Raw genomic sequence first — 23,282 nt, 5'->3', positions numbered from 1 at the left:
AGAGGTTTGGCGCTGTCGCTGGCTTCGGCCACGGATCAGCCTTTCTATTTGCTAAGGCGGCGCACGTTCGAGCGAACACGCCTGCTATAGGGTTTTATCGCGGCGTGAGCGACCGCATCGGCCATGTTGCGCTGGCTTGCCGCGCCTGCGGCCGTCAGAGCCGCGAGACCCTGTTGCACCATTGCTGTGTTGACGGCAACGGCGCTTTCCGCCGCAGCCATCATCTTTTCGGAAACCATCCGGTTCATTTCGGCGGCATTCACATTGCCGGTCAGCGCGTCCATCCACATCTGCTGCAGTCTGATCGCGATCACGACAGGTGCCTGTAGCCAGAGCGTGGCAAGATCATTGGAAAGGCCGCGACCGGATGACATCTTATTCCCTCGCTGCTCCTGCACCGGCGCGCGCTGCACGACCGCCGCGGCGTCCGCCGCCGGCGGCAGGTGCCGCTGTTGCTGCGGCGGCTGCGACGCCGCCTTCGGCAGGCTTATAATCACGATAGGTCATGATCCAGTTGGTGCAATTGGCGTCCGTGCCGTTCAGCACGTTGGCGGCGCGTACGGCTTCCATCTCCTGCGGACGGCAAGGGTTCATGATTGCCGAGGTCATGCCCGCGCCGATGACCATCGGGATGAAACCGGCATTGATGCCGTGGCGATGCGGCAGGCCGAACGAAATGTTGGAAAGCCCGCAGGTGGTGTTGACCTTCAGTTCGTTGCGCAGGCGATGCAGCAGCGCGAAGACCTGACGGCCGGCGTCACCGAGCGCCCCGATCGGCATGACGAGCGGATCGACGACGATATCATGCGGCTTGATGCCGTGATCCATGGCGCGCTCGACGATCTTCTTGGCGACGGCGAAGCGTACATCCGGATCCATGGAAATGCCTGTCTCATCGTTCGAGATGGCGACGACGGGCACGTCGTATTTCTTGACCAGCGGCAGGATGGCTTCGAGCTTTTCCTCTTCGCCCGTCACCGAGTTGACCAGCGGCCGGCCCTTGGCAACCTTGAGTGCGGCTTCGATCGCTGCCGTGACCGAGCTGTCGATCGAAAGGGGTACGTCGACCAGACCCTGCACGATCTCCAGCGTCTGCACCAGGAGACCCGGTTCGGTCTCGTTCGGGTTGACCGACGTGACGCCCGCATTGACGTCGAGCATGGTGGCGCCGGCGGCGACCTGCTCCAGAGCGTCCTTGATGACAGTGTCGAAATTGCCTTCGATCATCTCGGCAGCGAGCTTCTTGCGCCCCGTCGGGTTGATGCGCTCGCCGATCACGCAGAAAGGCTGGTCGAAGCCTATGATGATCTCGCGGGTGGCGGAGGCAACGATGGTACGCGTCATGTCGGATCCTCTGGTCAGTTGGCCCGATAGCTGGTCTATCGTGCGGTGATCTGGGTTACAAGCCGGCCGGTTCCTCTTCTGGCCCGCCTCTATCTATCGAACTCAATGCGTCTGTGGCGGCGTATGGTGGGCTGCAATTTCCGCCATCGCCTGCTGGTTTTCTTCCCGGCCTTCGCTGATCTGGTGCAGGCGCTCGGCAACGAGGGCGTCGCTGCGGCTTGCCTCGCGCTTCCACGGCTGACGGCCCTTCAGAACGCCTGAATCATGCACCATTTCGGCGACATATTCTTCCTGGCGGTAGGCCATGACGTGGATGCCGGAAACGCCCTCGATCTCCTTCACCTCGTTGATGATGTCGATGCAGAGCTGCTTGCCTTCCTTTTTCTGATCCTGCGCACCTTCAATGCGTTTGATGATTTCATCGGGAATGTGGACACCCGGTACGTTGGAGCGCATCCAGCGCGCCGTCTTTGCCGAGGCAAGCGGACCGACGCCGACGAGAATGAAGCACTTTTCGGTGAGGCCGAGGTCGCGCACCTTCTTCATGTATTCGCGGAACATCGGCACGTCGTAGCAATACTGGCTCTGGACGAACTGCGCCCCGGCCTCGATCTTCTTCGCCAGCCGGTAGGGCCGGAAATCGTAAGGCGGTGCGAAGGGATTGATGGCGGCGCCCAGAAAGACCTTCGGCGGCGAGGTCAGCTTGCGGCCGGAGAGGAATTTCGCGTTGTCGCGCATGATGCGCACGGTTTCGAGCAGCGACATGCAATCGAGATCAAAGACCGGCTTGGCGCCCGGCTGGTCGCCCGCCTGCACGCCGTCACCGGTCAGGCACATGATGTTGCAAACGCCCATGGCGGCAGCGCCCAGCACGTCGCCCTGGATGGCGATGCGGTTCTTGTCGCGGCAGGCGATCTGCATGATGGGCGCATAGCCCATGCGTGTCAGAAGCGCGCAGATGCCAACTGAAGACATATGGCAGTTCGCACCTGAGGCATCGACGGCATTGATACCATCGACCCAGCCCTCGAAGATGGCTGCGCGTTCATAAACGTCTTCGGCATTGGCGCTGTCGGGCGGATTCAATTCGGCTGTCACGGCGAACTCGCCGCGGCGAAGCACGCGTTCCAGCCGCCCGAGCGAAGAGTGGCCGGGCAGGGGATCGAGCGGCAGATGGACGCCAAGCGGGTTTTCATCGATATGCGACATCGCTCAGGCTTCCTTTTTCGCCGTTTCACGGGCTGCCGCGGCCTCAGCCGTGACGCGAAGCCACGAAGATGTTTCGCGCAGCGACTGGTTCACGGGCTTCTGCACGTTGAGGATCGCGTCGCCGTGCGTCATGTTCCTCGAGCCGTTCCAGGCCTGCACCCAGACGCAGGGCATGTCGGGCTCCACTTCGCAATTGCCGTTGGCGCGCACGCCGCCACAGGGGCCATTGCGCAGCTGCTTGGGACAGTTCATCGGACAGGACATGCCTGTCGATGATAGCGCGCATTGGCCGCACATGCGGCAATCGAACAGGAAGCCCTTCACATTGCGTTCGATGAAGGTGATCGGGCGCTCCACGCGGTCATAGCCGAATGCCTTCCACAGCGGATGAAGCAGGAGGAAGGCGTCGGCGAAGCGACGATAGAACCATTCCAAGAAACGTGAGTGACGCACCGCCCAGAGACGGACCGTGTATTTGCGCCGGGCGCGGCGGTTGGGCGAAACTCCCGCAGGCGTATAGGCACCGCTGGCCGCTTTTGCGCCCGCGGCGGCATTGCCGGGCTTCTGAACGGCGTCAGCCATTATCGCGGCCTCCGGATTTTACCAGAGCCACCAGCCGCTCGCGATCATAAGCTGCCTCAAGCTCGCTCGCCGCCTTGTCCGCCTCGGCTTCGAGTTCGTCGGATACCGGCACGGGATCCGCCTTACGCCATTCGGCGAGATAGTCGTCGGTTTCGGCTGCACCCGTGCGCATGGCGCACATGTCTATTGCTTCGGTAAAGCGCAACGAAAGCTCGCGTTTTGCCGTCTGCCTGCCCTTTTTGATGATCACCTGGGCCGGAATGTCCCGCCAGTAGACGACAATGCGATCTGCCATGCACAAATCTCCTCTTCACGCCAGAATGCACGCCGGCCGACCTCGGGACTGCGCTCGCCACGACGCGGCACATGCCGAAAAGCGACGCGACATGAAAACCTCGTCTGGAAGTATCGCCAAGGCGCTTTATCCTTTGAAACGGCCGGGTTCGAACTGTGATTGAATGTTTTTCCGTCGTCCAGCATGTCGGCCCAGGCAAAGAGGAGGAAGACAGAAAAGCGACGTAGGTGTCGTAATCAGACGGTCAGTAATTCGCGGGCAAGATCGCCGTACCCGGTGTAGCGATATTCGTAGTCCAGCCCGAGATAGGCGGCGGCTTCCTTCGCCTTTGCCTGCAGTGCGGGATCCTCTTCCTGCGAGAGATAGACCACCTTGCGGTAGTTGCCGAAATACATATCGCGCAATTCGGGATGACGGTCCAAACCCAGCGGGACGATGACGAAGGCTTCGAACTGGCGGGCCAGGAAGTCGGTGAGGAAGAACGAGGTGATATCATCGTCACGCGCCGCGAAGGCCTCGTTGCCGGTAAAGAAGGAATAACAATGCGGTCCGGACAGGCGCTCTATTCCCTCGCGCTCGCAAATCCTGTCGATATCGCCGCCGGTGCCGCAATCGGCATAGCCGATGAAGATCTTTTCGAAGCCGCCAGAGCGGGCATCGGCAATCGCTTCTTCCAGGGCAGGTGCGATCTTCTGCGGATAGGAGTGATAGATTGCGGGAAGACAGTGGAGATCGATGTGATCGAGCCCGTTTATTCGGGTAAGCGCCAGTATTTCGCGCGCGATTGCGCCGCACGCGATCACATGAACCTTTTGCTTTGTTATACGTTTATCGCCCGGAGGGTTCTTCTCCGCATTTTTTTGATCGATATCCACTCAGAGGGGGTTCCCAATCATGACTGCATCGACACTCACGAAAATTGCAGCGGCCTGCGCCGTTCTCATGGTACTTGCTTCCTGCGCCAATACCATACGCGGCGTGGGCAGAGATACTGCAAACGCGGTCCACGCGACGGAGGACGCTGGTCATACCGTCAAGAAGGCTGCTCAGTAACTCATTTGGGATGCCCGCGGGCCGGCGACAACCTTTTCGTCGCCGGCTCGGAGAAATAAAGGCTCAGGCGCCGGCAGCCAGGCTGTTGTGCTTGCGCTTCATGAATTCCTTAGCGGTTTCGACCGCCACGGCGGCGTCGCGGCAATAGGCATCGGCGCCTACGGCCTTGCCGAATTCCTCATTCAGCGGCGCACCGCCAACCAGCACGACGTAGTCATCGCGCAGGCCCTTTTCCTTCAGAGTATCGATGACAACCTTCATGTAGGGCATTGTCGTGGTCAGCAGGGCCGACATGCCGAGAATGTCGGGCTGTTCGCGCTCGATGGCGTCGAGATAGTTTTCGACCGGGTTGTTGATACCGAGGTCGATGACGTCGAAGCCTGCGCCTTCCATCATCATGCCGACAAGGTTCTTGCCGATGTCGTGAATGTCGCCTTTGACGGTGCCGATCACCATTTTGCCGAGCTTCGGCGCGCCGGTCTGCGCCAGAAGCGGACGCAGGATAAACATGCCGGCCTTCATCGCATTGGCGGACAGCAGAACTTCCGGAACGAAGAGAATGCCGTCGCGGAAGTCGATGCCGACGATGCGCATGCCTTCGACAAGTGCCTGGGTCAGAATATCATAAGGCGCCCAGCCACGCTCGAGGAGGATATTGGTGGCTTCCTCGATTTCTTCCTTCAAGCCGTCATACAGGTCGTCATGCATCTGCTGCACGAGCTCTTCGTCAGAAAGTTCCGAGAGAATGATTTCGTCGTCAGACATGCGCTCCATCCCGTTTTCGTGCAATGCATCAGAGACTTGTATAAAACACTGCCGCCATTACGGATAGACCGGAAGGCCGCCAAAACTCTTTTTGAATGCGACGTCGCACGGAACAATCGCGACGGACGAAGAACAGTTGATATTAGCAGCCCATGTCTGTCCTATGCTAATTGCTGGCGCATTAAGGAACGTCCGCTTGGCGGAATCGGGTAGCATGGGGCCTGATAGACGCATTCATGCGCAGGAGTGAGGAAACATCATGGACGATATGATTGAGCAATCGGCTGCAGGCAATGATGGCGGTGGACGGCGTTCGCGCAGCGAGGGCCGGGGCGCGGCAGCGCGGCGCGCTTCGCGCAGCGGCGGCGGGCCGGGTCCTTCGCTCCCCTATATCACCCGTAAGATCGGCGTCTACGAAGTGCTTGACGAAGAGGGCCTGCAGCTCATCGAACGTAACGCCGACACGGTTCTGGAAGAAATCGGCATCGAATTTCGCGATGACGCGGAAGCGCTGGCGCTCTGGAAGGAGGCCGGTGCCGACGTGCGCGGGCAGCGTGTGCATTTTCCGAAGGGCCTTTGCCGCGAGCTTTTGAAGACCGCGCCGAAGGAATTTACCTGGCATGCGCGCAACAGCGCCCGCAACGCCCATGTCGGTGGCAAGGCGACGATTTTCGCGCCGGTCTATGGCCCGCCCTTCGTCCGCGATCTCGAGGGCAACCGCCGCTATGCGACGATCGAGGATTTCCGCAATTTCGTGAAGCTCGCCTATATGGCGCCGTCGATGCATTCGTCAGGCGGCACGGTCTGCGAGCCTGTCGATATCCCGGTCAACAAGCGCCATCTGGATATGGTCTACAGCCATATCAAATATTCCGACAAGCCGTTCATGGGATCGGTGACCGCACCGGAGCGTGCTGAAGATACGATCGCCATGGCGAAGATCGTATTCGGAGACGATTTTGTTGAAAACAATTGCGTGACGCTGAACCTCATCAATGCCAACTCGCCGATGGTGTTCGACGAGACCATGCTCGGCGCTCTGAAAGTCTATGCGCGGCACAACCAGGCTTCGGTCGTTTCGCCCTTCATTCTCTCGGGCGCAATGAGCCCTGTCACTGTTGCAGGCACGCTGACGCAGATTCTCGCCGAAGTGCTGGCCGGAGCGTCCTTCACGCAGCTGATCCGCAAGGGTTCGCCGGTGCTTTACGGCACCTTTGCCGCCTCGATCTCGATGCAGTCGGGTGCGCCGACCTTCGGCACGCCGGAGCCGTCGCTCGTGTCCTACGGCGCGGCACAGCTTGCCCGACGTCTCGGTCTGCCGTTCCGCACCGGCGGTTCGCTCTGCGGATCGAAGGTGCCGGATGCACAGGCGGCGCATGAATCCGCGAACACACTGAACATGACGCTGCTGGCTGGCACGAATTTCGTGCTGCATGCGGCCGGCTGGCTCGAAGGCGGTCTCGTTTCCTCCTACGAGAAGTTCATGATCGACCAGGATCAGCTCGGCATGATGCAGAAGATGGCCGAGGGCGTCGATCTGTCGGAGAATGGCCAGGCGCTCGATGCTATTCGCGAAGTCGGCCCAGGAAGCCATTATCTCGGCTGTGCCCATACGCAGGCCAACTTCCAGTCCGCCTTTTATCGCTCGGCGCTCGCAGACAACAATTCCTTCGAGCAGTGGGAGATCGAGGGCCAGAAGCGCATCGAGCAGCGCGCCAATGCCCTTTGCCGCTCCTGGCTCGATCACTACGAAGCGCCGCCGCTCGATCCGGCCATCGACGAGGCCCTGCTCGCCTATATCCAGAAGCGCAAGGATTCCATGCCCGACGCCTTCACCTGAAGAGAGCCCGAGGCCGCCAGGGAGCAAGGCGGTGCGACGCGCGTTGCCGACCTCATCCAGAAGGAAGTCTGGCGGCCGCACTATGAATATAAGGGGCCACGGTGAGCCGCGGCCCTCTCATGCTCGAACAGCTCCGTGCGGCGCTCGGCGTCGACGGAGTTTTCGTTCGAGGTATAGCGTCCTTCGGCGACGGCGAGGGGCCGCTATTGGCCGATGGCACGGCGGCGCGAAGCGTGATCCTACTTGGCAATATCGGCGGCTCGATCTGGACACCGTTCTCGCAGTGGCGGCACTTGCCTGAGAACGCTGGGCGGTCCGACCCGCTCGACGACTGGTCGAAGACAGTCATCCGACCAGTCGCAAGCAGCTTAGGGGCTACGGCCTATTTTCCTTCAGATCCGCCTTGGCAGCCGTTTCAGCGATGGGCCATGCAGGCCGAAGGCTTGAAAGCATCGCCGCTCGGTATTCTGATCCATCCTGTTTATGGCGTGTGGCACGGCTATCGTGGCGCATTGGGATTTGCAGATGCCATTGAAAATGACTTCACACCGGCATTTCCTCAGCATCCATGCGATGTATGCGTCGACAAGCCCTGTATCACTGCCTGCCCGGTAGCGGCCGTAACGACAGCGGGCTTTGATGTTCCAAGCTGTCGCTCGCATTTGCGCACGCCGGAAGGGCGGGCCGACTGCATGGTTGGCGGTTGTCTCGCACGCAATGCCTGCCCGATCGGGGCCGGCTATCGTTATCCCGCCGAACAGCTTGCATTCCATATGGCGGCACTCCAGCTTTAGTTCCCGCGTACTCCTTGTTTCGCCGCATTGCGATGCGTTCTAGCGCTTGTGCTATTGATGCGGAGCTATGCGCTTGATTCGATTGATGCTCATCCTTGCCGTTCTTGCCTTTGCCGCGACCGCCTCGGCCGGTGAGGCCTGCCGCAAGGTTCAGCATCTCGGCGACGGCTACACAGTTTGCACCTTCGATCCCGCCCATTACGACGTCCAGATTTTCCAGAATGATCACAACGGTAAGCCTTACGGCTCGTTCCGGGCGCTGGAAATGGATCTGCGTCAAGAGCACGTCTATGTGCGCTTTGCAATGAACGGCGGCATGTATCTCGACGATCAATCTCCTGTCGGTCTCTTCATCGAAAACGGACGCGAGGTGAAGGCGATCAACACCAACAAGGGCTGGGGCAATTTCCATCTCTTGCCGAACGGGGTTTTCTATGTCGATAGAGGCAGGGCCGGGATCGTGGAAAGCAAGGCCTTCGCTGCTTCCGGCGCCAGGCCATTCTATGCGACACAGTCCGGGCCGATGCTTGTCATCGATGGAAAGCTGCATCCGTCGTTTCTGGCCGATAGCACCAGCCTCAAGACCAGAAACGGTGTCGGAGTCACTATCGACGGGCTCGTCGTGTTCGCGATTTCAGACGGCCCTGTGCGCTTCCACGATTTTGCGACACTGTTTCGCGACGATCTGAACTGTCCGAATGCATTATTTCTCGACGGCAGCATTTCCAGCGTCGACATACCGGAATGGCAAAGGCGCGACAGCCTGTTTCCGCTCGGGCCGATCATCGCGGTGACGGAGATGCTGCCGGGCTAGGGCAGCTCCATATATAGACAAGAACGCCTTCACGAAGCTCTTCACCTGCTCTCGGTCTCGCAAGGTTTGAGCAAGGCCCATCGCGCAGTTTTCAGGCGAGGGGTTCCAGCGAGTCTTCGAGAAGGATCAACATGCACGCGCAAGCGGAGAAACAGACTGTCGCATCGCATGGCGCGGAACACGCCCTGCCAGCCTTTCCTTTCGGTTGGGAGCATCACAAGGATCGGCACTGCATTTGGATCGTCAGCCCAGAGGGCTACGTTCACAGCCGCGCTTTCGAGGATGTTGCCCTCGGTCTGCACTACGCCTTTGCCGAACTCGGCGGCAGTGCGCCTCTGGTAACCAATCCGCGAGATTGGAACGGACGGGTGCCGATCGTTTACGGCGCAAATTTGCTGCCGTCGGTCGCAGCGCAATGGCTGCCACCCGAGAGCATCATCGTGAATATGGAGCAGGTCTCGGCTGAAAGCAGCTGGATCAATCATCGATATCTCGGACTGCTCAAGAAATTCGCCGTGCTCGATTACAGCGAGCGCAATCGCCAGGGACTGGCCAGGTTCGGCGTTCCCGCCGAAATTCTCGATGTGGGATACAACAGGCACCTGACGCGTGTGCCCCAGGCGCCGGTGAAGGATATCGACGTTCTCTTTTACGGCTCGGTCAACGAGCGCCGCAAGAATGTGCTGGTGGCGCTGCAAACAAACGGGCTGAACCTCGTTCACCTGTTCGGTGTCTACGGCACCGAGCGCGACGCCTACATTGGGCGCTCTAAAATCGTCCTCAACGTGCATCATTTCGACGCCGCGATCTTCGAGATTTGCCGTGTTTCCTTCCTGCTTGCCAATGGCGCTTGCGTCGTCAGCGAGGGCAATATCCATGACCCGGAAGTGGCCGCTTTTGCTGAGGGAATGGCGTTTTGCAATTATGATCGGCTTGTCGAAACCTGCATCGAGCTCGTTCGCGACGATGAGAGACGGTCGGCAATTGCGAGTCGCGGCTTCAGCCTCATGTGCGAGCGCCAGCAGGCGACTATTCTTTCCGCTTTGATGGCGAGGCGCGGCTAGGTTTTTTAGAGCATTTTGGCGGCGAACCGGGCGCCTGTGGCGGGTGGATCGGCAAACGACATGTGAAGGTGGACTGCGACTATGACTGGAAATGAAACGATCTACATCCTCTGCCCACCGAATCATATGACGGGAGGCCCGGAAGCCCTTCACCAACTTTGCGCAAGGCTGACCAAAATCGGGCGCAGTGCCAGGATGGTCTATACCAATGGTTCCGATCACTCCCTGATGCCGTCCCCTGAGGGGGAAACCACGATGGTATTTCGGGAATACGAGAATGCCGTTCATCCGCAATATCGGGCCTACGCGACCGAAAGCTCGGACTATATCATCGACAACGAAAACGCGATCGTGGTGTTTCCGGAGATATGGCCGCATCTGATTCCACTCTTCAAGAAGGCGACTAAAGCCTATTGGTGGCTCAGTTTCGATTACGGCATGCGGCATCTGATGCCGCTGGGCGGCGTACCGTTCCTTCTGGAGAACGACTGCAAGATGCTGTCGCAATCCTCCTATGCCACGGCACAGCTCAGTATTTTGGGCTTCAGCGATGTCTTGCGGATCTCGGATTTTACGACACTGGCAAACAACGTGGCGCCACAGCCGATTCAGCAGCGGCGCGATCTGGTTCTGTTCAACAACAAGGCCGAGGCTTTCGGGCGCCAACTGGCGACCATGTCTCCGCAATATGAATTCAAGATCCTGAGCGGCATGTCGCCGACGGAAGTCCATCAAAACATGGCGCAGGCCAAGGTTTACGTCGACTTCGGTCCGCATGCCGGCAAGGACCGCATGCCGCGCGAAGCGGCGCTGCTCGGATGCTGTGTGATCACCGGTCGGAACGGCTCGGCCAACAATTTCGAGGATTTGCCCATTCCGGCCAAATACAAGTTTGGCAATCATCCCCAACGAACGCACGAGATTTCAAGAGCGATCGATGACGTGATCCAGAATTTCCCGGAGAGGTTCGAGGATTTCGGCATCTATCGGCGCTCTATTGCCGTCGAAGAGACAAAGTTCGAATTGGAGGTCTTCAGTGTATTCGGGCAGGTCTGATCGAAAGTTGGCGGCAAGAAGGTTGGTCTCGCGATCATGATCAATTTCGCCGATGTTGACTTGCTTGTGGTTGGCGCCGGTTTCTATGGCGCGACGATCGCGGAGCGAGTGGCCAACGAGCTGCAGAAGAATGTGCTTCTGATCGACCGCCGGAGCCATATCGGCGGCAACGCCTATAGCGAGTTCGACAGCGAGACCGGCATCGAGGTTCACCGCTACGGCGCGCATCTCTTTCACACGCCCAACGAACTGATCTGGGCCTACCTTAACAGGTTTACGGCGTTCACCGACTACAAGCATCGTGTCTATTCGACCTATCGCGATCAGGTCTATTCGATGCCGATCAACCTCGGCACGATCTCACAATTCTTCAACCGGCGCCTTTCGCCCGACCAGGCGAGGGCGCTGATTGCCGATCAGGCCGCAGAAATGGCCGGGCGTCATCCGGCCAACCTCGAAGAGAAGGCGATTTCGCTGATTGGCCGGCCCTTGTATGAGGCCTTCATCCGCGGCTATACGGCCAAGCAGTGGCAAACGGATCCGCGTGATCTGCCCGAACACATCATTACGCGCCTGCCGGTCCGCTACACCTTCGACAATCGCTATTTCAACGACAAGTATGAGGGCCTGCCGGTCGACGGGTATACGGCGATTTTCGAGAGGATGCTGAAGCATCCGAAGATCCGTATTGCCCTGGGCGTTGATTTCTTCTCGCTGAAATCAACGCTGCCGGCCGGGCTTCCGATCGTCTATACCGGCCCGATCGACCGCTATTTCGATTATTCCGAAGGCGAGTTGGGCTGGCGCACCATCGACTTTGAGAAGGAGACGCTGAACACCGGCGACTTCCAGGGGATGGCGGTCATGAATTATGCCGATAAAACAATCCCCTATACGCGTATCCTCGAGTTTCGGCATTTCAATCCCGAGCGAAGCTACCAGACCGAAAAGACGGTCGTTGTGCGGGAATATTCACGATCGGCGAAGCGCGTCGATGAACCCTATTATCCAATCGACACGCGTCAGGACAAGGAGATCTTCCTGCGCTATCGCGAGCGGGCCGAGGCGGAGGCGAATGTTCATTTCGGCGGCCGGCTCGGCACCTACCGATATCTCGACATGCACCAAGCCATCGGCGCTGCCTTGAAGGCCTTCGATAGCCGGATTGTTCCGCATTTCACCGAGGGCCGCGCTATCGGCGGTGAAAGATAGGCGATCGCCTGTTATGCGCCGATATTCGGCGCGTAACTGTCGGCAGTGCCGAACAAAGCTCAAGGCGAAAATACCCGATTCGCAAGGGGAAGCTCGGTTGTCGGGCTTTCCTTAGATTGCTTAGGAGCGTCTGCGACGCTCACGCGCCGGAGCGGCGCCGCCTTCGTTGGCCGTCTTGTTGCGCATGGGGCCAATCCGCTCGATGATCGTCTCCAGCGTTGGGCGAGCGCCAGGCACGTAGCTGTCCAGCGCCTCCCGCATGGCGGCAAGGTGGTCGCAGGAGGTGCCGCAGCAGCCGCCGATGATCTTGGCTCCGGCATCGCGGGCAAGGCGTGCATAGTCGGCCATCAGCGGCGGTGTGCCGGAATAATGGATCTCTGCGCCACGGTATTCGGGGATGCCGCAATTACCCTTGACGATAACGATGGCGGCCGGGTCTGCCTCGGTCATGTCGAGGAGGCTGGACAGGATATCCGATGCGCCGACGCCGCAATTGGCGCCGACCGCAAGCGGCCCTGCACCGATATCGGTGGCGACGGCATGAATATCCTTCGGGTGTAGGCCCATCATCGTCTTGCCGGCCGTGTCGAACGAGCCGGTATATGTATAGGGCAAGCCGACCTTGGCAGCGGCTTCGGCAGCAGCGCGGATCTCGTCCGGCGAAGACATGGTTTCGATCCAGGCAACATCGGCACCGCCGGCCTGAAGGCCTTCCATCTGCTCGACGAAGGCTGCGACGGCGTCTTCATAGGTCAAGGCGCCGAGCGGCATCAGCAACTCGCCCGTCGGCCCTACCGAGCCGCCGACGATGACCTTGCGGCTGGCCTTGTCGGCAACGGCACGGGCGATCTCGGCTGCCGTCTTGTTGAGGCTGTGCACGCGATCCTGAGCATGATGAAGCTTGAGGCGATGGCGCGTGCCGCCGAAAGTGTTCGTGAGGATGATGTCGGCGCCGGCATCGACGAAATCCTGATGCAGCTTCGTGATCCGGTCGGGATGCTGTTCGTTCCAGAGCTCGGGCGCTTCGCCGGCCTCCAGGCCCATGGCAAAGAGGTTCGTGCCGGTTGCGCCGTCGGCAAGCAGTACGCCTTTTTCGGCAAGCAGATCGGTCAAGGGATTGGTGGCGACGGTCATAGTGTGTCCTCGGATGCGGCGGCTCTAAAGAGTGTCAAATGCAGATATAAACATTTCTTTATGTGAACACAACGACAAGATGGCTGCCCCAATATGTTGACGCGGCAACAAGACAGAAAAAGCGCCCCGGTAAGGGCGCTTTGTCACGTGAGATAAAAGTCTCGCCGTCAGGCTGCTGCCATTTCTGCCGTGTCGTGTGTCGTGGGCGTGACCATGGCGGCGATGATGCCTTGCAGATCGATCGTGCCGATAGGCTTGCCGCTCGCATCCGTGACGACGGCTCCTGTCTGGCCCGCCTCGGTGATCTGCTTGGCGGCGACTTCCAGCGTCATGTCGCCAGGCACGCGCGCGCCGCCCGGCTCGCCGGCAAGCGGCTTCATGATCGTCTGGGCCTGGATGACGCGGCCGCGGTTCACTTCTTTCACGAAGGCCGTGATATAGTCGTCGGCAGGTTGCAGCACGATCTCCTGACCGGTTCCTTGCTGAACAACCTTACCGTCGCGGAGGATCGCGATCTTGTCGCCAAGGCGCAGCGCCTCGTCGAGATCGTGGGTGATGAAAACGACAGTCTTCTTCAACTCCTTCTGCAGATCGAGCAGGACGGTCTGCATATCCACACGGATCAGCGGATCGAGCGCCGAATAGGCCTCGTCCATCAGCAGGATGTCGGCATCGTTCGTCAGCGCCCGGGCAAGGCCGACGCGCTGCTGCATGCCGCCGGAAAGCTGGTTCGGATAGTGCCTCTCAAAGCCCTTCAGCCCGACGCGCTCGATCCAGTACTGGCCCTTCTTTTCGCTTTCGGAGCGCGGTACGCCCTGAATGTCCAAGCCGTAGATCGTGTTCTCGATCACGGTGCGGTGCGGCAGAAGCGCGAATTTCTGGAACACCATTGCCGTCTTGTGGCGGCGGAATTCGCGCAGGTCGTTTTCGTTCATCTTGCAGACGTCAACGCCGTCATAGAGCACTTCGCCGACCGTCGGCTCGATCAGGCGGTTGATATGGCGGATCAGCGTCGATTTGCCGGAGCCGGAGAGGCCCATGACGACGGTGATCGCGCCGGCCGGCATGTCGATATTGATGTCCTGCAGACCGAGTACATGACCATGCGTTTCATTGAGCTCGGCTTTGCCCAAACCGTTCTTCACCTGATCCACATAGTCGCGTCCGCGCGGGCCGAAGATCTTGTAGAGGCTCTTTATCTGGATCGCGTGACTAGCCATGGATGACCTCCGAGTGCTTCTGGAGCCGTCTGCCATAGGCCTGGCTCGTACGGTCGAAAATGATGGCGATGGCGACCAGCGCGAAGCCGTTGAGGAAACCGACGGTGAAAAACTGGTTGTTGATCGCCTGCAGCGTATTTCGGCCCAGCCCGCCGACGCCGACCATCGAGGCGACGACGACCATGGCGAGCGACATCATGATGGTCTGGTTGATGCCGGCCATGATGGTGGGCAGTGCGAGCGGGATCTGCACGTTGAACAGCTTCTGGCGATGCGACGACCCGAAAGCGTCGGCGGCTTCCAGCACTTCCTTGTCCACGAGGCGGATGCCGAGATTGGTCAGGCGGATCATCGGTGGGACGGCATAGATGACGACGGCGATAAGACCGGGCACCTTACCGATGCCGAAGATGACGACGACCGGGATCAGATAAACGAAGCTCGGCATGGTCTGCATGACATCGAGGATCGGATTGACGATCGACTGCAGCCGGTCTGAGCGCGCCATCAATATGCCGATCGGCAGGCCGATGACGATGGCGATCAGCGTACAGACCGTTACCATCGCGAGCGTGATCATCGTGTCGGTCCAGAGGCCGCAGACGCCGATGAGGATCATGGAGATCGCGGTGCCGGCAACAATTTTCAGATTGCGGCTTGCTGCATAGACGACGAGCATCATCACGATGAGCACGATGAACCAGGGCGTATTGGTAAATGCCCATTCAAGATAGTTCAGAAACCATTGCAGCGGCTGCACGATGGCATCGATGAGAGTGCCGTAGGCGCGTACGGACGCCCTGAAGCCGTCGTCGATATTCTTGCGTGCGAGGCGTATGAGCGATTCATCTATTGCCGGAAAGTTGCAGAGCACATTCGGCAGGATCGTACACTGAATAGCCATGTATTTCCCCTTCTTGGTCCGGTTTTGTCCCGCTCCGCCCGTGTGGCCTTCACGTGTGGATGGCTTGCAGCGCTGCGACCGGTTCTTCAGGCTGCCCTTGCATTCTTACTATATTCGCCACCATCAATCTGCACTCGTTGCGACCTTGCGCCTTGCCGCACTGTCGGTATGAGCGTCGTTTGGGTTGTTCTGCGCGAATATGAAATCGGCGGCAGGCACGAGACCGCCGCCGATTCAGCAACATGGATCAGAGCGAAGCCTTGATCTTGGTGGCGACGTCCGGAGCGACCCACTTGGTCCACATATCGGGGTAGGTCTTGAGGAAGTACTTGGCGCCGTCCTCGTTCGTACCCTGATTGTCGGTCATCCAGGCGAGAACCTTGCCGACCGTGGCGTTATCCCACTTGCGGGTCTTCATGTAGTCCATGGCGACGCCGGCCTTTGCGGCAAAGTCCTTGGTCACGACGGTATAGACGTCCGAAACCGGATAGGAGTTCACCTTCGGATTGGCGCAATCCTGCTGCGACGTGCAGGCATCCCAATCCTTCTTGTCATGCGGCACGTTGAAGCTCAGGCGAACCATCTCGTACTTGCCGAGGATGGCTGTCGGAGCCCAATAGTAGCCGAGCCAGCCGGTCTTCTTTTCGAAGGCATTGGCGATCGAACCGTCGAGACCTGCGGCGGAGCCGGTATCGACAAGGGTGAAGCCGAGCTTGTCGGCGCCAAGAGCCTTGTAGAGGTTGGTCGTGGAGATCTGGCAGTTCCAACCTGCCGGGCAGTCATAGACGGCACCCTTGGACGGATCTTCGGGGGCAGGGAAAAGTTCGGGATGCTTGAGGGCGTCCTGAACGGTCTTGATGTCCGGATGGGCGTCGGCGAGGAACTTCGGAATCCACCAGCCTTCGACGCCGCCGTCGCTTAGAAGCGGTGCGGCCACGATCAGACGGCCCTCGGATACGGCCTTGTCGAGCGCGGTGCGCACAGCGTTGACCCAAAGTTCTGGTGCGACGTCAGGCTGACCTTTTTCGTTCATGGAGGCAAAGGTCGGCTGTGTATCGCCGGTTACCAGGGTGACATTGCAGCCGTAACCGTTCTGCAGGATGATCTTGTCAACCTGCGCGGCAACGCCTGCGGATGCCCAGTTCATTTCAGCAATGGATACACTGCCGCAATCCGCCGCGTGCGCCGAGCCAGCCAAAGCATAGGCGCCGAATGCGAAGATGGCTGAAGCGAGAAGCTTCTTCATTGATATCGTCTCCCAATTTTTCGTTACGTTGCGGAAATCGACCCTAATGTGTTCGATTTCTGTCGATCCCCTGTCAGCGCGGTCCAATTGCAACCGTTCATACGCCGCTGACGACGCCCGTACGGTCCCCTTTGCTGCCGTCGTGCATTTGGTCTTTTTGCGACCGCTGAACTTTATCGCGGCTGGGCATTCTTTGCATCGACATCAGGCAGCGTAAGGATTTGGATGAAGAAATCAACAGCCAGTCGGCCGATGGACGTTATCGTGTCTCTTGGAGAAGCTTAATTAAGCGCCTGAATTAGCCTATTTTCTGCCATTCGTGGCTGTAAAACGTCCATCACATGGCTTCCTCAAAGCTTTGCCGCCCAAGCGGATTTGAATGGTGCTCAAATATCGTGTCCCTGAAAGACGTTTTATATCTTATTTGCGTCGTTTGCGATTTCTCAACGCAAGGCGGAAAATTTTCAAAAAATTTTCAGATTCACTCTAATTTAAGCACTTAATAACCCTCCAGTAACGATGTCGGTTTAACAATCGATGCGTGGCGGGGGACAACCGCTGCTTCCCTGGATCAGGTATAGCGTACCGGGGAATGCGAACCTTGCGGTGTATGTGCAGGGAAGCCGGCGTTTTTGGCAAACCGCGTCGATCTCCGGATCGCGCGGTTTTCGCGCTTTAAGAGTGCCGTTTTGGCACGACTTGCCATCCGACGGAAGCGGTGTCGTTAAAGTCCGATCTTGGTAGTGATAAAAAAATATAGCCGCCAATGCTGTCGCATGGCGGCTTCTGATGTTTCGGCTTGGCGGCTTGACGCGCTATCAGCCGACATTATAGGTGCGGATGAAGCCCACCGTGCCGAAGCGCGTATCGAGCTGCTGCAGCCGGCTCTCGGGGCGGTGAGCCGGAAGCTTGCCGTTCCAGGCGATCTGGATGGAATTCTGTCTGTTGAAGATGAAAAGCATTGGGGTATCCTCCGACCCGGACCGGCCGGTTTTGTTGTTTGTTTTCACGATGCAGATAATCCTCCTTCGCGTAACTCACAATGGATGAAATCGTCATCCAATGTCGCAAACAGAGCATGTCGGGCGGTGATGCATTTTTGTATCGTGTCGGTGGGCTCGGAGGGGCGGAGATCGCGGCAAAATCAAGGCAAAATCCAGCGTTTTCAGTGGCTGTAGCATATCAAGGTGGTGAGGAATGACGAGAGCGATCATGCTGCAGGGAACCGGATCCGATGTCGGAAAAACGGTATTGGTCGCGGGCTTGTGCCGGCTGTTCGCAAACCGGGGCGTCAGAGTGCGCCCGTTCAAGCCACAGAACATGTCGAACAATGCCGCCGTTGCCGAGGATGGCGGCGAAATCGGACGCGCCCAGTGGCTGCAGTCGCTGGCGTCACGCGTTCCCTCATCGGTTCATATGAATCCGGTGCTGTTGAAGCCGCAATCGGAAACCGGCAGCCAGATCATCGTGCAGGGCAAGGTCTGGGGACAGGCCAAGGGCAGGGACTATCAGGCGCTCAAGCCGCAATTGCTCGGCGCGGTGCTCGAAAGCTTCGCCACGATAAGAGCGGGGACCGATCTCGTCATCGTCGAGGGGGCGGGTTCGCCCGCCGAAATCAATCTGCGGCGCGGCGACATCGCCAATATGGGTTTTGCGACACGCGCCAATGTCCCCGTCGTGCTTGTCGGCGACATAGACCGCGGCGGCGTGATCGCGTCGCTGGTCGGCACATACCATATCTTGCCGGAGGAAGATCGGCGGATGATCCGCGGTTATCTGATCAACAAGTTCCGTGGCGATGTCTCCCTCTTCGGTGAGGGTATCGAGGCAATTGGCAGCTTCACGGGGTGGCACTGCCATGGTGTCGTCCCCTGGCTGAGGGCGGCGTCGCGCCTGCCGGCGGAGGATTCGGTCGTATTGGAGCGACTTGCGCGAGGTTCCTCTGGCGCGCTCAAGGTCGCCGTACCCGTGCTGTCGCGCATCGCCAATTTCGACGATCTCGATCCGCTGCGGGCCGAACCGGATGTCGATTTGGTGTTTGTCCGCGCTGGAGAGCGCTTGCCTGCCGATGCCGTGCTCGTGGTGCTGCCGGGTTCGAAGTCTACGATCGGTGATCTCCTTGATCTGCGCGAGCAGGGATGGGACCGCGATATAGCCGCGCATGTGCGCCGTGGCGGCCGCGTCATCGGCATTTGCGGTGGCTTCCAGATGCTCGGTCATACCGTTCACGATCCGCTGGGAATTGAGGGATCGGTGACCGAGACGCCCGGATTGGGCCTGCTGGATATCGAGACGGAGATGGCGCCGGAAAAGACCGTGCGCAACAGCACTGCCGTCTCCAGAGAGTATGATGTGCCGTTATCGGGTTATGAAATCCACCTCGGCGTGACGCAGGGCCGGGACTGCGAGCGGCCATCGGCGATGATCGACGGGCGGCCTGATGGAGCCGTATCGCCGGATGGTCGCGTCATGGGCACATACCTGCATGGCCTTTTCAGCAGCGACGCTTATCGGGCAAAACTGCTGGCAAGCTTCGGCCTCTCCGGCGAGCGCATGAACTATCGCGCCAGCGTCGACGCGGCGCTGGACGAAGTTGCGGCAGAGCTGGAAAGCGTACTCGATCCCGCCTGGCTCGACAGCCTGGTCGCCTAAAGCTCGCCGGAGACTTCCCGGCGGCGGCGGTCGAGTTCTTCGCTGTAGCGACGCAGCGTATAGCTCTCCGTCAACAGGCCGATGACCTTGCGTTCGATCAGGTCGTTGACCACGACGAGCGCTTCGCTCTTCGTCTGCTCGAACATGGCGGCTGCCTGCTTGGCATTCATTTGCGGCTGCAGGAACTCGTTGCGCAGCCGGATGAAATCGGAAAGGCCGTGCTCTTCGTCGTCCTTTTCGATAGGGCTCGCATAGACATCGGGTACGACGACCATTCCAGAATATTTCTCGTTCTTGTCGATCAGAATGACGCGCTGCGCAGAGCCGATCGGGAAATTCCTGCGGAATTCCTCGATGCTCATGTCGATGCTCGCCGTATGAACATCGGGGCGCATCATGCGGGCGACGGTCAGATTGCGGATCCAGCCGACATCGTGAGCGCTGCGGATACTCTCGCCGCGCAAGTGGAAGCGCCATGTGGCGAAGGAGTAGCCGAAGGTCGTGCGCACCACCAGCGAGGAGGTGATGACCGCCGCCAGAACCAGAGCAGTGATCGGGAAATCTCCGGTGATTTCGAGCGCCAGGAAGGTCATCGTCAGCGGCCCGCCAATGATCGCGACGGCAAGCGAGCTCATGCCGACGACTGCGTAGACGGCCGGCGTCAGCGTGGCGTGATCGAAATAGGGTGCGCAATAAGCGAAGATCTTGCCGAGCAGCGCGCCCATGAACAGGGAGGCAAAGAAGAGTCCGCCTCTGAAGCCGGAGCCGATCGAAACTGCTGATGCCAGGGATTTCAGGATGAAGACGCCGATAAGTGCGCTCAGCGTCACATCGGTCGAAAGATTGAGATGCAGGGCGCCATGGCCGGCAGACAGAACCTGTGGTGAGATCAGCGCCAATGTTCCCACCACCAAGCCGCCAAGCGCAGGGCGGAAGGGCGGCGCGATCGAGCTTTTGCGTGCCAGCTCCTCGACCCATGCGACGCCCTGCATGATCAGGATGCCGATACCGGCGCAGAAGGCACCCAGCAGGATGGCAGGAAGATAATCAGCCGGAACGATCGCCCCGAAATGATCGATATCGATGGCGAAGTCGTCGCCGGCGAGCAGTCTTGCGATCATGGTCGATATCAGCGCCGAGACGACGACGGGTGTCAGGGTCACGATCGAATAGCTGCCGATGATCAGCTCGAAGGCGTAAAAGGCGCCGGTGAGCGGAGCATTGAATGCTGCGGCGATGGCGCCGGCCGCGCCGCAGCCGACGAGCATGCGCAGGTCCGCGCGACGCATCTGCATCTTGTAGCCGAACTTGGAGGCAATGCCCGCGGCGAGCTGCGTGTAACCTGCTTCAAGCCCGACAGAGGCGCCGAATCCATTGGAAATCAGGTTTTGCACGGCCACGATGATGCTGTCGGTCAGCGACATGCGGCCGCCATGCAGTGCATTGGCTTCGATCGGGTCGACCATCGGCTTTTTGCGTGTGCGGGATAATATATAGAGCAGTATGCCGAGAATGATGCCGCCCGCGATCGGTGCGATGAACAATACGGATTTGTCCTGAATTGCCATCGCCGCTGAACTCAAGCGTTCGTAGTCGGTTATGCCGTAGATGACGCTGTGAAACTTGCGCGAGATATAGCTCATCGCCGTTACGGCACAGCCGGATACTATTCCCACCAGCGCTCCGGCGAAGACAAGTCCCAATTCGCCACGGCGCAGCAATGCCCTGAATCGACCGAGATCGAACAGAGCCGAGAAGACGCCGAGGCGTCGCGGTTGGAATTTCTGCAACATGGGAAACGGACGATACGTTTTACTCGAATGCGAGAGCCTACCCTCTATAACCTCCTAACATCAAAGAAATACGGCAAAAAAGCCGTTGGCTTTATGGGAATTTTCAGCCGATTTCGTAATCAGGATGGCGCAGGTCGCATCCATGCCCTTGATTGACTTGAGGTAAGTGAAAGCCTAATCATTGCCGGTATAACGAATGGTTCCTGAGCGGCGATCTGCCGCATGGGATGAAAAGGGAATGTGGAGGGACGGACCCAATCCGGGCGTTCTCATCACAGCCGACCCCGCGACTGTAGAGCGGTCAGGGTCTTTCGTTCGGTTTGAAACCTATTCCATCGATGGTTCGCATGGGGCGAACGGGGCGGGACAGGCTCAAGTCGAAAAAGCCACTGGCGTGGCATCATGATCAACCGGGGCTGGACGCCTCTTATTCTACGAATCGTCCGCCTTTTCATGATGCATTGCCGGGAAGGCGAGAAAGATCCGCTGGCGCACGATCGGGGGCGACCGGTTTCGGTCCGCCCCCGTCGCGGCGCCTTATCCGCGAGCCAGGAGACCTGCCATGCGTGCCGGGCACAGAGCCTGTTCTGGGACGTCAGTTCCGCTGCCAGCACGGAGGTTGTCATGGCGCAAGACGAGTTTTTGGCGTGTAGGCGCCCGTTTTCCGGTTCCAGCGATGTGCTGCCGACCCTCGCTTCCGCCTGGGAGCGGGCATAGCGTATGTCGTCTTCGACTTCCCGAGCAGTCTTCGTCCTTGGGGGCGCGCGTTCCGGCAAATCCAGGTTTGCCGAATCCCTGGTCTCGGACACGGGTCTTGAACGTCACTATGTGGCGACAGGGCAGGCATGGGACGACGAGATGCGCGAGCGCATCGCGAAGCATCGTGCCGACCGCGGCGATCTATGGCAAACGCATGAGGAGCCGATCGATCTTGTCGGGCAGCTTGCCGCCGTCGACGCCGAGGGGCGGGCAGTGCTTGTCGACTGCCTGACGCTATGGGTCACCAATCTGATGATGGCCGAGCGTGACATGGCGGCGGAATTTGCCGCCCTGACCGCCTTTCTGCCGACCGCACGATCAAGGCTTGTTCTCGTCTCCAACGAGGTAGGCTTGGGAATCGTGCCGGAGAATCGCATGGCGCGCGAATTTCGCGATCATGCCGGCCGCCTGCACCAGATGGTCGGGGCGGCGAGTGCCGAAGTTTATTTTATCGCAGCGGGCCTACCGCTGAAAATGAAGGGTTGATGCATATGAACCAGGAAAAGATTCCCGCTACCGTCATCACCGGCTTCCTGGGAGCCGGAAAGACGACGATGATCCGCAACCTCCTGCAGAATGCCGGCGGCAAGAAGATCGCTTTGATCATCAACGAATTCGGCGATCTCGGCGTCGATGGCGACGTGCTCAAGGGCTGCGGCGCGGAGAACTGCACCGAAGACGACATCATCGAGCTGACCAATGGCTGCATCTGCTGCACCGTGGCCGACGATTTCATTCCGACCATGACGAAGCTTCTGGAGCGCGATGCGCGCCCGGATCACATCGTCATCGAGACCTCGGGCCTTGCGCTGCCGCAGCCGCTGGTCGCTGCCTTCAACTGGCCCGATATCCGCACCCATGTCACCGTCGATGGCGTCATCACCGTCGTCGATAGTGCCGCCGTTGCCGCCGGCCGTTTTGCCGACGATCATGACGCTGTCGAAGCCGCCCGCGTCGAGGACGACTCGCTCGATCATGAAAGCCCGATCGAAGAACTGTTCGAGGACCAGCTGACCTGCGCCGATCTGATCGTGCTCAACAAGACCGATCTGATCGATGTCGACGGTCTCGGCCGCGTCCGCGCCGAGGTTGCCTCGCGCACGGCACGCAAGCCGACGATTATCGAAGCGAAGAACGGCGATGTGCCGGCCGCCATCCTGCTCGGCCTCGGCATCGGCACGGAAGACGATATCGTCAACCGCAAATCCCATCATGAACTGGAGCATGAAGACGGCACGCCGCACGATCACGACGAGTTCGACAGCTTCGTTGTCGAGCTTGGCCCGATTGCCGACCCGGCGGCCTTCGTCGATGCGCTGAAGGGCGTGATTGCCGAGCATGACGTGCTGCGCCTGAAAGGCTTCGTCGATGTCCCCGGCAAGCCCATGCGCCTGCAGCTTCAGGCTGTTGGCAGCCGCATCGACACCTATTTCGATCGCGCCTGGACGCCGGGTGAAGCCCGCGCGACCCGGCTTGTCGTGATCGGCCTGCACGAGATGGATGAGACGATCGTGCGCAAAGCGATCGAAGCGCTGGTTTGATCGAT

At 59.4% G+C, this 23,282-nt stretch carries 23 protein-coding genes and 1 riboswitch; of the genes, 10 read left to right on the top strand and 13 right to left on the bottom strand.

Features of this window, described 5'->3' with window-relative positions:
* Window positions 1-44: 44 nt before the first annotated feature.
* The 6 genes from AC13RE_RS03410 to AC13RE_RS03385 all read right to left on the bottom strand — a co-directional run bounded on the left by AC13RE_RS03410 (window position 45) and on the right by AC13RE_RS03385 (window position 4,305).
* Complete coding sequence (locus tag AC13RE_RS03410) at window positions 45-374, bottom strand: hypothetical protein (protein ID WP_488561957.1); 330 nt, start codon at window positions 372-374, stop codon at window positions 45-47.
* Between the two features lies 1 nt (window position 375).
* Window positions 376-1,344: a methyltetrahydrofolate cobalamin methyltransferase gene (locus tag AC13RE_RS03405; protein WP_015340226.1), complete on the bottom strand. Its 969-nt coding sequence runs from the start codon at window positions 1,342-1,344 to the stop codon at window positions 376-378.
* Between the two features lie 102 nt (window positions 1,345-1,446).
* Entirely contained in the window at window positions 1,447-2,553 is a 1,107-nt protein-coding gene (locus tag AC13RE_RS03400; RefSeq protein ID WP_015340225.1) for a methylenetetrahydrofolate reductase, read from the bottom strand.
* Window positions 2,554-2,556: 3 nt separating this feature from the next.
* Complete coding sequence (locus AC13RE_RS03395) at window positions 2,557-3,135, bottom strand: methylenetetrahydrofolate reductase C-terminal domain-containing protein (RefSeq protein WP_112334604.1); 579 nt, start codon at window positions 3,133-3,135, stop codon at window positions 2,557-2,559.
* Window positions 3,128-3,430 (bottom strand): virulence factor, encoded by a 303-nt coding sequence (locus tag AC13RE_RS03390; RefSeq protein WP_132716901.1) that lies wholly within the window; start codon window positions 3,428-3,430, stop codon window positions 3,128-3,130. The genes AC13RE_RS03395 and AC13RE_RS03390 overlap by 8 nt, the downstream gene beginning before the upstream one ends.
* Before the next feature lie 236 nt (window positions 3,431-3,666).
* Entirely contained in the window at window positions 3,667-4,305 is a 639-nt protein-coding gene (locus AC13RE_RS03385) for a DUF1638 domain-containing protein (RefSeq protein ID WP_488561956.1), read from the bottom strand.
* A gap of 19 nt (window positions 4,306-4,324) precedes the next feature.
* Between AC13RE_RS03385 and AC13RE_RS03380 the strand changes: the two genes are divergently transcribed.
* Entirely contained in the window at window positions 4,325-4,483 is a 159-nt protein-coding gene (locus AC13RE_RS03380) for an entericidin domain-containing protein (protein WP_112334606.1), read from the top strand.
* A 63-nt stretch (window positions 4,484-4,546) separates the two neighbouring features.
* On the opposite strand, the gene AC13RE_RS03375 is transcribed toward AC13RE_RS03380, so the two are convergent.
* The gene (locus tag AC13RE_RS03375) at window positions 4,547-5,248 is read right to left on the bottom strand and encodes a corrinoid protein (protein ID WP_112334822.1); all 702 of its coding nucleotides are present in this window, start codon (window positions 5,246-5,248) and stop codon (window positions 4,547-4,549) included.
* 259 nt (window positions 5,249-5,507) lie between these two features.
* Here AC13RE_RS03375 and AC13RE_RS03370 point away from each other — a divergent pair, with 259 nt between their 5' ends.
* From AC13RE_RS03370 to glf, 6 genes are all read left to right on the top strand, one after another.
* The gene (locus tag AC13RE_RS03370; RefSeq protein ID WP_488561955.1) at window positions 5,508-7,088 is read left to right on the top strand and encodes a trimethylamine methyltransferase family protein; all 1,581 of its coding nucleotides are present in this window, start codon (window positions 5,508-5,510) and stop codon (window positions 7,086-7,088) included.
* A gap of 119 nt (window positions 7,089-7,207) precedes the next feature.
* Window positions 7,208-7,882 carry a ferredoxin gene (locus AC13RE_RS03365; RefSeq protein ID WP_488562533.1) on the top strand — a complete coding sequence of 225 codons (675 nt, stop codon included), beginning with the start codon at window positions 7,208-7,210 and terminating at the stop codon, window positions 7,880-7,882.
* Window positions 7,883-7,949: 67 nt separating this feature from the next.
* On the top strand, window positions 7,950-8,696 hold the full coding sequence (locus tag AC13RE_RS03360; protein ID WP_488561954.1) for a phosphodiester glycosidase family protein: 747 nt from the start codon (window positions 7,950-7,952) through the stop codon (window positions 8,694-8,696).
* 131 nt (window positions 8,697-8,827) lie between these two features.
* Complete coding sequence (locus AC13RE_RS03355; RefSeq protein WP_488561953.1) at window positions 8,828-9,760, top strand: CgeB family protein; 933 nt, start codon at window positions 8,828-8,830, stop codon at window positions 9,758-9,760.
* Between the two features lie 255 nt (window positions 9,761-10,015).
* Window positions 10,016-10,816 (top strand): hypothetical protein, encoded by an 801-nt coding sequence (locus tag AC13RE_RS03350; protein ID WP_132716896.1) that lies wholly within the window; start codon window positions 10,016-10,018, stop codon window positions 10,814-10,816.
* Between the two features lie 36 nt (window positions 10,817-10,852).
* A complete protein-coding gene (gene glf / locus AC13RE_RS03345) occupies window positions 10,853-12,028 on the top strand; it encodes a UDP-galactopyranose mutase (protein ID WP_488561952.1) in 1,176 nt (391 codons plus the stop codon).
* A gap of 120 nt (window positions 12,029-12,148) precedes the next feature.
* On the opposite strand, the gene bmt is transcribed toward glf, so the two are convergent.
* The 5 genes from bmt to AC13RE_RS03320 form a co-directional block, all read right to left on the bottom strand.
* Window positions 12,149-13,162: a betaine--homocysteine S-methyltransferase gene (gene bmt, locus AC13RE_RS03340; RefSeq protein ID WP_488561951.1), complete on the bottom strand. Its 1,014-nt coding sequence runs from the start codon at window positions 13,160-13,162 to the stop codon at window positions 12,149-12,151.
* Window positions 13,163-13,329: 167 nt separating this feature from the next.
* Window positions 13,330-14,382, bottom strand: a complete 1,053-nt coding sequence (locus AC13RE_RS03335) for a quaternary amine ABC transporter ATP-binding protein (RefSeq protein ID WP_488561950.1) — start codon at window positions 14,380-14,382, stop codon at window positions 13,330-13,332.
* Window positions 14,375-15,286: an ABC transporter permease gene (locus AC13RE_RS03330; protein ID WP_112334613.1), complete on the bottom strand. Its 912-nt coding sequence runs from the start codon at window positions 15,284-15,286 to the stop codon at window positions 14,375-14,377. The genes AC13RE_RS03335 and AC13RE_RS03330 overlap by 8 nt, the downstream gene beginning before the upstream one ends.
* Before the next feature lie 247 nt (window positions 15,287-15,533).
* Window positions 15,534-16,532 carry an ABC transporter substrate-binding protein gene (locus AC13RE_RS03325; protein WP_132716893.1) on the bottom strand — a complete coding sequence of 333 codons (999 nt, stop codon included), beginning with the start codon at window positions 16,530-16,532 and terminating at the stop codon, window positions 15,534-15,536.
* An 818-nt stretch (window positions 16,533-17,350) separates the two neighbouring features.
* Window positions 17,351-17,494 (bottom strand): hypothetical protein, encoded by a 144-nt coding sequence (locus tag AC13RE_RS03320; RefSeq protein WP_015340209.1) that lies wholly within the window; start codon window positions 17,492-17,494, stop codon window positions 17,351-17,353.
* A 235-nt stretch (window positions 17,495-17,729) separates the two neighbouring features.
* Between AC13RE_RS03320 and AC13RE_RS03315 the strand changes: the two genes are divergently transcribed.
* Window positions 17,730-19,184 carry a cobyric acid synthase gene (locus AC13RE_RS03315; protein WP_488561949.1) on the top strand — a complete coding sequence of 485 codons (1,455 nt, stop codon included), beginning with the start codon at window positions 17,730-17,732 and terminating at the stop codon, window positions 19,182-19,184.
* Here AC13RE_RS03315 and AC13RE_RS03310 read toward each other — a convergent pair.
* A complete protein-coding gene (locus AC13RE_RS03310; protein ID WP_488561948.1) occupies window positions 19,181-20,977 on the bottom strand; it encodes a chloride channel protein in 1,797 nt (598 codons plus the stop codon). The genes AC13RE_RS03315 and AC13RE_RS03310 overlap by 4 nt on opposite strands.
* Before the next feature lie 180 nt (window positions 20,978-21,157).
* A riboswitch (cobalamin riboswitch) is annotated at window positions 21,158-21,556 on the top strand.
* 141 nt (window positions 21,557-21,697) lie between these two features.
* Here AC13RE_RS03310 and cobU point away from each other — a divergent pair.
* Together cobU and cobW are read left to right on the top strand one after the other, a co-directional pair.
* Complete coding sequence (cobU, locus tag AC13RE_RS03305) at window positions 21,698-22,222, top strand: bifunctional adenosylcobinamide kinase/adenosylcobinamide-phosphate guanylyltransferase (protein WP_488561947.1); 525 nt, start codon at window positions 21,698-21,700, stop codon at window positions 22,220-22,222.
* 5 nt (window positions 22,223-22,227) lie between these two features.
* Window positions 22,228-23,277, top strand: coding sequence for a cobalamin biosynthesis protein CobW (cobW, locus tag AC13RE_RS03300; RefSeq protein WP_488561946.1), 1,050 nt, complete (start codon window positions 22,228-22,230; stop codon window positions 23,275-23,277).
* The last annotated feature ends 5 nt before the right edge of the window (window positions 23,278-23,282 follow it).

This window comes from Martinezella sp. CNPSo 3959 (assembly GCF_057784355.1).
The sequence above is the reverse complement of the archived record's forward strand: the minus strand, read 5'-3'. Positions and strand labels throughout refer to the sequence as shown.